Genomic DNA, 8,767 nt, shown 5'->3' on the forward strand with positions numbered 1-8,767 from the left:
CCGAGAGGTTGTGGGAGAGTAGGACGCCGCCGGACAATTCTTAGACAGCGGGCCACCCCTCGGGGTGGCCCGCTGTTGCGTTTAGAGCGTGAGGTGAAAGGATGCCCGGTATGGGCAACAGTCAGCGTCCGGGTAACGATCGCCGCGGCTCCTCGCCGCGAGGCGGAGACGACAAGCGTGGCGGCTACCGCGGCGGCAAGCCGACCGGTGGCAAGCCGAGTGGCGGCAAGCCGAGTGGCGGCAAGCCCTCGGGCTCCGGCTCGGGTGGCAGCGGCGGTCGGTACGGGAAGTCCGACGGCGGCAAGTCGGAGGGCTCCAAGTTCGGCGCCCGCTCCGGCCCGCGCCGCGACGGCGACCAGCGCCGTGACGGCGACCAGCGTCGCAGCGGTGGCGGCCCGCGTCGCGATGACGACCAGCGCCGTGGCGGCGACCGTCCCGGTCGCAAGAACGATTGGAGCCGTCCGCGCGACGAGCAGCTGCCCCGCTCCGAGGCGCAGGCCCGCTACGACGGCCCGCCGATCCCCGAGGAGATCACCGGCCGCGAGCTCGACCACGCGGTCACGCAGCAGTTGAAGGGTCTTCCCGAGAAGCTGGCCTCGCGGGTGGCGCGCCACCTGGTGGCTGCCGGACTGGTGATCGACTCCGACCCCAAGACCGCCTACCAGCACACCCTCGCGGCTCGGGCCCGCGCGGCCCGTCTTGCCGTCGTCCGCGAGGCGTGCGGCGAGGCTGCCTATGCTGCCGGCGAGTATGCCGAGGCGCTGTCGGAGCTGCGTGCCGCGAAGCGGATGAACGGTGCCACTGCCTACCTTCCGATCATGGCGGACTGCGAGCGCGCCCTGGGTCGGCCCGAGCGTGCCCTCGAGCTGGCCAAGAGCCCGTCGGTGGTGAACTTCTCGGCCGAGGCGAAGGCGGAGATGACCATCGTCGAGGCGGGTGCCCGCCGGGACATGGGCCAGTTCGACGCTGCGCTGCGCACGCTCGAGGCCGCACCGCTGAACTCGAAGTCGCGTGGCTCGTGGGTGGTTCGTCTGCGGTACGCCTACGCCGATGCGCTGGTCGACGCGGGGCGTCCCGCCGATGCCCTGGAGTGGTTCCACCGCACCGAGGCGATCGACGGCGACGAGATCACTGACGCCGGGGCCCGTGCCGCGGCGCTGGAGAAGGAGATCGGCTGAGCACAGCCGAGTTCCGATGACGGTGGAGGAACGCCGGTGCCTGTCCAGGTGCCGGCGTTCTTCTCATCCGGAGCCCAGCTCCCGCATCAGCACCCCGAGGTTCGGCTTGGGCTGGAACGACGTCGCCTTGGCGGGCAGCAGATGGCCCGAGGTGGCGGAGGCCGCGACCTGGGGGAAGCGGGGTGCGGGCAAGAGCACGGTGAGTCCGTTGCCGGTGCGCGCGATCGCCTCGCCCGCCGAGTGGTGGTAGGCGATCTTGCTCTCGTCCACGTGCCAGCGGGGGATCAGCTCTTCGTGCAGCCACCGCACCAGCAGCTCATGCGGCCGGTTGGGCTTGAGGGTGGCCCAGGAGGTGCCGTCGTGCAGCACCAGGGCATGGTCCAGGTGGGCCAGCGCCTCATGGCTCGTGCTCCGCCGCGCGAAGGCCTGGTCCTCGCTCACAGCGTCGGCCACGGCCTCGATGTTGAGCCGGGGCAGGGTGCGGTGGATGGCACTGAGCTGGAGGGGCGTGTCAGCCTGGTCGACGAGCATCACCAGGGTGCTGTCCCACTCGGTGCCGGGGCGGCGGGCAGCGAGCCGTCGGGCCGCCTCGAAGCGGTGGTGCCCGTCGGCGATCACGCTCTGGGTGGTCGCCAGGTGCACGTTGAGCTGCGCGATCAGCTGGGGATGGGTGATCCGCCAGATCCGCTGCACCTGGTCGGAGCGGTCGGTGTAGACCAGATCGGCCGGCTGGGCGACGGCGGTGTCGAGCAGGTCGCGTACCGCTGCGCTGCCGGCATGCATCAGCAGGATCGGTGCCGGGTTCAGGCTCATCGCCGCCATCCGGTCGGTCAGCTGCTTCACCTGGGGCTCGTGGATCGCCTCGTGGGCGAAGATGCTGGGGCCGCTGCGGACGACGTCCACCAGGCCGACGAGGCCCCGCACGGTCACCCCCGCCGAGGTGTACTCGTGCAGGTAGACGGCCGGCTCCGGGTCCACCTGGAGGTGACGGCGTCGTCGCCACTCCATCAGCCGGCCCGGCACGGAGCGGTAGGGTCGCGAGATGACCCGGGCAGCGGTCGGGTCCCCGACATGGCTGTCGGTGAGCCGCAGCGCCCGGAAGGGCTGCAAGGCGAACGCCGCCATCGATGCCTGGTCCATTGGGCAGAGCCTAGGCGTCCTCGCAAGGCCTGCGGCCCACCGACGCACCTTCCACGACAAGGAGCCTGAACGTGCCTGATCGCAGCGACCGGTTGCTGGACGCCTACGACGTCCTGCTCCTCGACCTGGACGGCGTGGTCTATCTGGGGCCGGAACCGGTGCCCGGGGCGCCCGCGCACCTGGCGAGGGCGCGTGCGGCAGGCGTGGCGCTGGCCTTCGTCACCAACAACGCCGGGCGCACCCCCGGGCAGGTCGCGGAGCAACTGACCCGGCTGGGCATCCCCGCGGCACCGGGTGACGTGGTCACCTCGGCACAGGCAGCGGCCGGGCTGCTGGCGGAGCAGCTGGAGCCGGGTTCCGCGGTCTACCTCCTCGGTGGCGCGGGCCTGGAGGAGGCGCTGCTCGCCGTCGGCCTGCGCCCGGTCACAGAGCCTGACGGCGGCGCGGTCGCGGTGGTCAGCGGCTTCGGTCCGCAGATGCCGTGGCAACGGGTCGTGGACGGCGCCATCCTGATCGGGGCCGGGCTGCCGTGGGTGGCGGCGAACACCGATGCCTCCTTCCCGACCGATCGCGGGACGGGACCGGGGCACGGTGCCCTCGTCGACCTTCTGACCCGGTTCACCGGGGTCGTGCCGACCGTGGCCGGCAAGCCACACACGCCGCTGTTCGCGGAGACCCTGAAGCGGTTCCCCGGCGCCAGGGCGCTGATGATCGGCGACCGGCTCGACACCGACATCGCCGGCGCTCGCGCAGCGGGCATCGATGCGCTGCTGGTGCTCACCGGGGTGGACGGTCCGGAGCAGGCAGCCGCTGCGCCGCCGGCCCTGCGACCCGACTTCGTGGGCCCGGATCTGTCCGTGCTCTTCGGCTCGGCCGCGGCTGCGCGACGTGAGGTTCCTCCCGCGCGGGGCAGCACGGTCGTGTCGGCGGCTCACGGTACGGTGGCGCCATGAACGACTCCGTCGACCCGACCAGCCCTCAGGAGCTGGTGCAGGCTGCTCTGGCTGCCACCGAGAGCGTCGACGAGCGTCCGCTCGCCGAGCATGTCGCCGTCTTCGAGCAGGCGCACGAGCAGTTGCGTGCCGCCCTCGACGCACCCCGGTCCTAGGAGCAGGTGCAGTGCCCCCACGTCGTCTCCGTCTGGACGCGGAGCTGGTCCGACGCAAGCTCGCCCGCTCGCGTGAGCACGCCTCCGAGCTGATCGCCGCGCGTCGGGTGACGGTGAGCGGTGCGCTGGCCACCAAGCCCGCCACCGGCGTCACCACCGACGTCGCGATCGTGGTGCGGGAGGACTCCTCCACCCCCGACTACGTCTCCCGTGGCGGCCACAAGCTGGCGGGTGCCCTGCGCGCCTTCGGCGCCGACGGCTTCAGCGTCGCCGGTCGCCGGTGCCTGGACGCCGGCGCCTCCACCGGCGGCTTCACCGATGTGCTGCTGCGCGCCGGCGCGGCCGAGGTGGTCGCCGTCGACGTCGGCTACGGCCAGTTGGCCTGGCAGATCCGTCAGGACCCGAAGGTCAAGGTCCATGACCGCACCAACATCCGCGAGCTCACGCCCGAGCTGATCGACGGCCGCGTCGACGTCGTCGTCGGCGATCTCTCCTTCATCTCCCTGTTGCTGGTGCTGGAGCCGCTGCTCGGGGTGGTCAACGACGACGCGGACCTCGCCCTGATGGTCAAGCCCCAGTTCGAGGTCGGCAAGGAGCGGGTCGGCAAGGGTGGCGTGGTGCGCGATCCGGCCCTGCGGGCCGAGGCCGTGCAGGCCGTCGCCGACGCGGCCGCCGCCCGCGGTTGGGGCGCCCGTGCGGTGGCGACCAGCCCGCTGCCCGGCCCCTCGGGCAACGTCGAGTTCTTCCTCTGGCTGCGCCGGGGCCCCGCCGTGATCGGGGCCGAGGAGATCCGCGCCGAGGTGGAGCGTGGTGTCGGCCCCGTCGAGCCCGGCGAGGATGAGAGGGTTCAGCCGTGACCGACGTTCGCCGAGTCCTGCTGCTCACCCATACCGGTCGTGAGGACGCCCGCGAGGTCGCCCGCGAGATGTGCGCGGCGCTGACCGCACAGCACCTGGTGGTCCGGCTCATGGAGTCGGAGGCGGCCGACCTCCAGATCACCAGTGAGAGCTGCTCCGAGGGTGTGGAGATCGTCGCCAACGACGCCGTGCACGCCCGAGGCTGCGAGCTGGTGGTGGTGATCGGCGGCGACGGCACCATCCTGCGCGCCGCCGAGCTCACCCACGGCGACGGCACCCCGTTGCTCGGCGTCAACCTCGGTCACGTCGGCTTCCTGGCCGAGGCCGAGTCGGATGCCGTCGAGGACACCATCAAGGCCATCGTCGGGCGTCAGTGGACGGCGGAGGACCGGCTCACCATCGACGTCTCGATCCACCGCGGCAAGGAGCTGGTGGCCAGCACCTTCGCCCTCAACGAGGCGAGCGTGGAGAAGGCGGCCCGCGAGCGGATGCTCGAGGTCGTCGTCGAGATCGACGGCCGGCCGCTGTCGCGGTGGGGCTGCGACGGCGTCGTCTGCGCCACCCCGACCGGCTCGACCGCCTACAACTTCAGTGCCGGCGGCCCGGTCGTGTGGCCGGGGGTGGAGGCCTTGCTGATGGTTCCGCTCAGCGCCCACGCGCTGTTCGCCCGTCCGCTGGTGGTCGCGCCGACCTCGACCCTGGCCGTCGAAGTGCTGGCCGGGACCGAGGGCATGGGCGTGCTGTGGTGCGACGGCCGCCGTACCGTCGACCTGCCGCCCGGTGCGCGGATCGAGGTCCGCCGGGGCAAGCATCCGGTCCGCTTGGCGCGACTGCATGCCGCCCCGTTCACCGACCGTCTCGTGGCCAAGTTCGGGCTCTCGGTGGAGGGCTGGCGCGGAGCCAGCGAGCGCCGCCGTCGAGGAGGCAACGCATGATCGAAGAGATCCGGATCTCCTCGCTGGGCGTGATCGCGTCCAGTACGCTGGAGCTCGGGCCAGGCCTCACCGTGATCACCGGTGAGACCGGCGCCGGAAAGACGATGGTGGTGACCGCGCTCGGCCTGCTGCTCGGCGGGCGGGCCGACTCGGGTGCGGTGCGCACCGGTGCCAAGACCGCCCGGGTGGAGGGCGTCGTCGCCGCGGCGACCCTGCCCGCGTTCCGCGATGCCGTGGAGGAAGCCGGGGGAGAGGTCGAGGAGGACCGCGTCCTGCTGGCCCGCAACATCGCCGCCGAGGGGCGCTCGCGTGCCTTCGTGGGTGGGGCATCGGTGCCGGTCGCCCAGCTCGGCGAGGTGGCCGAGCCGCTGGTGGCCGTGCACGGCCAGTCCGATCAGCACCGGTTGCTCCGCCCCGCCGCCCAGCGTGAGGCGCTGGACCGCTTCGGTGGGGCGAAGCTGGCGCGGCTGTTGCAGCGGTGGCAGAGCGTCCACCAGCAGCTGCTCGCCACCGAGTCCGAGCTGGACGAGGTGGTCCGCACCGCGCGCGAGCGCGCCCAGGAGGCTGATCTGCTGCGCTTCGGTCTCAACGAGATCGAGGCCGTAGACCCGGTCGCCGGCGAGGAGACGGAGCTCGCCGCGGAGGAGTCGCGCCTGGGCTATGCCGACACCCTGCGCACCGCGGCCGAGCAGGCGCGCGAGGCGCTCTCCTCGGAGCAGGAGGCCCCCGACGCGCTCGGCGCGGTCGCGGCGGCGCGACGGCTGCTCGACGGCGTCCGCGACCACGACCCCGAGGTGGCCACGCTGGCGGACCGGCTGGCGGAGGTGAGCTACCTGCTCACCGACACCGCGACCGACGTCGCCTCCTACGCCGCCTCCATCGACACCGACCCGGCCCGCCTGGCCGCGGTCTCCGAGCGTCGTGCCGCCCTGGGCACCCTGACCCGCAAGTACGGCGAGAGCGTGGAGCAGGTGCTCTCCTGGGCCGAGAGCTCCGCCAAGCGGCTCCTGGAGCTGGACGGCACCGACGAGCGGATCGAGGAGCTGCGCGCCGAGCGCGCGCGGCTGCGTGCCGAGGCGGGGGAGGCGGCACTGGCGCTCTCCAAGGCCCGCAGCACGCTGGCGGTCAAGCTCGGCAAGCAGGTCAGCGACGAGCTCACCCTGCTTGCGATGCCGCATGCCCGGCTGGAGGTCGCGGTCACCCCGTTGCAGACCTCGGCCCCCGACGACCCCGATGCCAGTGGCGCTCCGCTGGCCGTGGACGGCGGCTGGCTCCGCTTCCACGCCCACGGCGCCGACGACGTCGAGCTCCTGCTGGCCGCGAACACCGGCTCCGAGCCGCGTCCGCTGGGCAAGGGCGCCTCAGGTGGTGAGCTGTCGCGGGTGATGCTGGCCCTCGAGGTCGCCCTGGCCGGCACCAGCCCGGTGCCCACCTTCGTCTTCGACGAGGTCGACGCCGGCGTCGGCGGCAAGGCTGCCGTCGAGGTCGGCCGCCGGCTGGCCGCGCTGGCCCGCAGCGCCCAGGTGCTGGTGGTCACCCACCTGCCTCAGGTCGCGGCCTTCGCCGACCAGCACGTGGTCGTCGCGAAGAGCAGCGACGGCACCGTCACCACCTCGGGTCTGACCCGACTCAGTGCCGATGACCGGGTCCGTGAGCTGTCGCGGATGCTCGCCGGTCAGGAGGAGTCCGACACCGCACTGGCGCACGCCCGTGAGCTGTTGGAGAGCGCGCGGGAGAGCATCACCTCCGGCGCGTCGTAGACCGCCTTGCCTGGCCACGGGGATTCGTTGGTAGACTGGAACCCCGTAGCAGACCTGCTTCAAATCGATCGTCTGACCACGGGAGTTTTCCTTGGGCACTGTGCCGACCAAGCACGTCTTCGTGACCGGAGGCGTCGCCTCCTCGCTCGGCAAGGGGCTCACCGCCTCCAGCCTGGGCAGTCTGCTGAAGTCCCGCGGCTTGCGGGTCACCATGCAGAAGCTGGATCCGTACCTCAACGTCGATCCCGGCACCATGAACCCGTTCCAGCACGGTGAGGTCTTCGTCACCGAGGACGGCGCCGAGACCGATCTCGACATCGGTCACTACGAGCGGTTCCTGGACACCGATCTCAACCAGATCGCGAACGTCACCACCGGCCAGGTGTACTCCACCGTGATCGCCAAGGAGCGGCGCGGCGACTACCTGGGCGACACCGTCCAGGTGATCCCGCACATCACCAACGAGATCAAGGACCGCGTCCTGGCGATGGGCGGTGACGACATCGACGTGGTGATCACCGAGGTGGGTGGCACCGTCGGCGACATCGAGTCGCTGCCGTTCCTCGAGGCCGCGCGCCAGGTCCGTCACGAGATCGGCCGCGACAACTGCTTCTTCATCCACGTCTCGCTGGTGCCCTACATCGGCCCCTCGGGCGAGCTGAAGACCAAGCCGACCCAGCACTCGGTCGCGGCGCTGCGCCAGGTGGGCCTGCTGCCCGACGCCATCGTCTGCCGCTCCGACCGTGAGCTGCCGGACGGCATCAAGAAGAAGATCGCGCTGATGTGCGACGTCGACGTCGAGGCCGTGATCAACTGCGCCGACGCCCCGTCGATCTACGACATCCCCAAGGTGATCCACCGCGAGGGCCTCGACGCCTACCTGGTGCGCCGCCTCGACCTGCCGTTCCGTGACGTCGACTGGACGGTCTGGGACGACCTCCTCCGCCGGGTGCACCACCCCAAGGAGGAGATCACCGTCGGCCTGGTCGGCAAGTACATCGACCTGCCGGACGCCTACCTCTCGGTCGCCGAGGCGCTGCGCGCCGGTGGCTTCGCGCACGAGGCGAAGGTGCACCTGCGCTGGATCCCCTCCGACGAGTGCGCCACCCCGGCCGGTGCGGCCAAGCACCTGGCGGACGTCGACGCGGTCTGCGTGCCCGGCGGCTTCGGCATCCGCGGCATCGAGGGCAAGCTCGGCGCCCTGAACTACGCCCGCACCCACGCGATCCCGACCCTGGGCCTGTGCCTGGGCCTGCAGTGCATGGTGATCGAGTACGCCCGCAACGTGGCCGGCATCGAGAAGGCGGGCTCGACCGAGTTCGACCCGAACACGGCCGAGCCGGTGATCTCCACGATCGAGGAGCAGAAGCGCTTCGTCGAGGGCGCCGGCGACCTCGGTGGCACGATGCGCCTCGGCGCCCAGACCGCGAGCCTGGCGGAAGGTTCGGTGGCCAGCAACGCCTACGGCGGCGCGACCACGGTCTCCGAGCGGCACCGTCACCGCTACGAGTTCAACGACGAGTACCGCGAGCGCCTGCAGCAGGCCGGCCTGGTCTTCTCCGGCACCAACCCGGACAACGGCCTGGTGGAGTTCGTCGAGCTGCCTGTCGAGGTGCACCCGTACTACGTGGCCACCCAGGCGCACCCGGAGCTCAAGTCCCGTCCGACCCGGCCGCACCCGCTCTTCGCGGGCCTGGTCGGTGCGGCGATCGAGCGCCAGCGCGAGCTGCGCTTCCCGCTCGACGAGTCGGGCCTGCGTGGCCCGGAGACCGACGAGCAGGAGTGAGCC

The 8,767-nt window shown here is 71.8% G+C and carries 8 protein-coding genes; 7 read left to right on the top strand and 1 reads right to left on the bottom strand.

From position 1 onward, the window contains the following. Positions 1–110: 110 nt before the first annotated feature. Entirely contained in the window at positions 111–1,178 is a 1,068-nt protein-coding gene (locus ABD151_RS01850; protein ID WP_343990751.1) for a tetratricopeptide repeat protein, read from the top strand. Positions 1,179–1,241: 63 nt separating this feature from the next. On the opposite strand, the gene ABD151_RS01855 is transcribed toward ABD151_RS01850, so the two are convergent. Beyond that, entirely contained in the window at positions 1,242–2,318 is a 1,077-nt protein-coding gene (locus ABD151_RS01855; RefSeq protein ID WP_343990753.1) for a DUF1015 family protein, read from the bottom strand. Between the two features lie 71 nt (positions 2,319–2,389). Between ABD151_RS01855 and ABD151_RS01860 the strand changes: the two genes are divergently transcribed. From ABD151_RS01860 to pyrG, 6 genes are all read left to right on the top strand, one after another. Further along, the gene (locus ABD151_RS01860; RefSeq protein WP_343990755.1) at positions 2,390–3,271 is read left to right on the top strand and encodes an HAD-IIA family hydrolase; all 882 of its coding nucleotides are present in this window, start codon (positions 2,390–2,392) and stop codon (positions 3,269–3,271) included. After that, positions 3,268–3,426, top strand: coding sequence for a hypothetical protein (locus ABD151_RS01865; RefSeq protein ID WP_343990757.1), 159 nt, complete (start codon positions 3,268–3,270; stop codon positions 3,424–3,426). The genes ABD151_RS01860 and ABD151_RS01865 overlap by 4 nt, the downstream gene beginning before the upstream one ends. An 11-nt stretch (positions 3,427–3,437) precedes the next feature. After that, complete coding sequence (locus ABD151_RS01870; RefSeq protein ID WP_343990759.1) at positions 3,438–4,283, top strand: TlyA family RNA methyltransferase; 846 nt, start codon at positions 3,438–3,440, stop codon at positions 4,281–4,283. Then, entirely contained in the window at positions 4,280–5,218 is a 939-nt protein-coding gene (locus tag ABD151_RS01875; protein ID WP_343990761.1) for an NAD kinase, read from the top strand. Before ABD151_RS01870 ends, ABD151_RS01875 begins: the two co-directional genes overlap by 4 nt. Further along, positions 5,215–6,978 carry a DNA repair protein RecN gene (gene recN / locus ABD151_RS01880; RefSeq protein WP_343990763.1) on the top strand — a complete coding sequence of 588 codons (1,764 nt, stop codon included), beginning with the start codon at positions 5,215–5,217 and terminating at the stop codon, positions 6,976–6,978. Before ABD151_RS01875 ends, recN begins: the two co-directional genes overlap by 4 nt. Positions 6,979–7,069: 91 nt before the next feature. After that, complete coding sequence (gene pyrG, locus ABD151_RS01885) at positions 7,070–8,764, top strand: CTP synthase (RefSeq protein ID WP_343990765.1); 1,695 nt, start codon at positions 7,070–7,072, stop codon at positions 8,762–8,764. The last annotated feature ends 3 nt before the right edge of the window (positions 8,765–8,767 follow it).

The organism is Nocardioides dubius (assembly GCF_039528155.1).
In the GTDB taxonomy this organism is placed as follows: domain Bacteria; phylum Actinomycetota; class Actinomycetes; order Propionibacteriales; family Nocardioidaceae; genus Nocardioides; species Nocardioides dubius.

Excerpts from the sequence above, each read along its gene's own strand:
- ABD151_RS01850 (WP_343990751.1), top strand. The coding sequence starts at position 111 with ATGGGCAACAGTCAGCGTCCGGGTAACGATCGCCGCGGCTCCTCGCCG.
- ABD151_RS01855 (WP_343990753.1), bottom strand. The coding sequence starts at position 2,318 with ATGGACCAGGCATCGATGGCGGCGTTCGCCTTGCAGCCCTTCCGGGCG.
- ABD151_RS01865 (WP_343990757.1), top strand. The coding sequence starts at position 3,268 with ATGAACGACTCCGTCGACCCGACCAGCCCTCAGGAGCTGGTGCAGGCT.
- recN (WP_343990763.1), top strand. The coding sequence starts at position 5,215 with ATGATCGAAGAGATCCGGATCTCCTCGCTGGGCGTGATCGCGTCCAGT.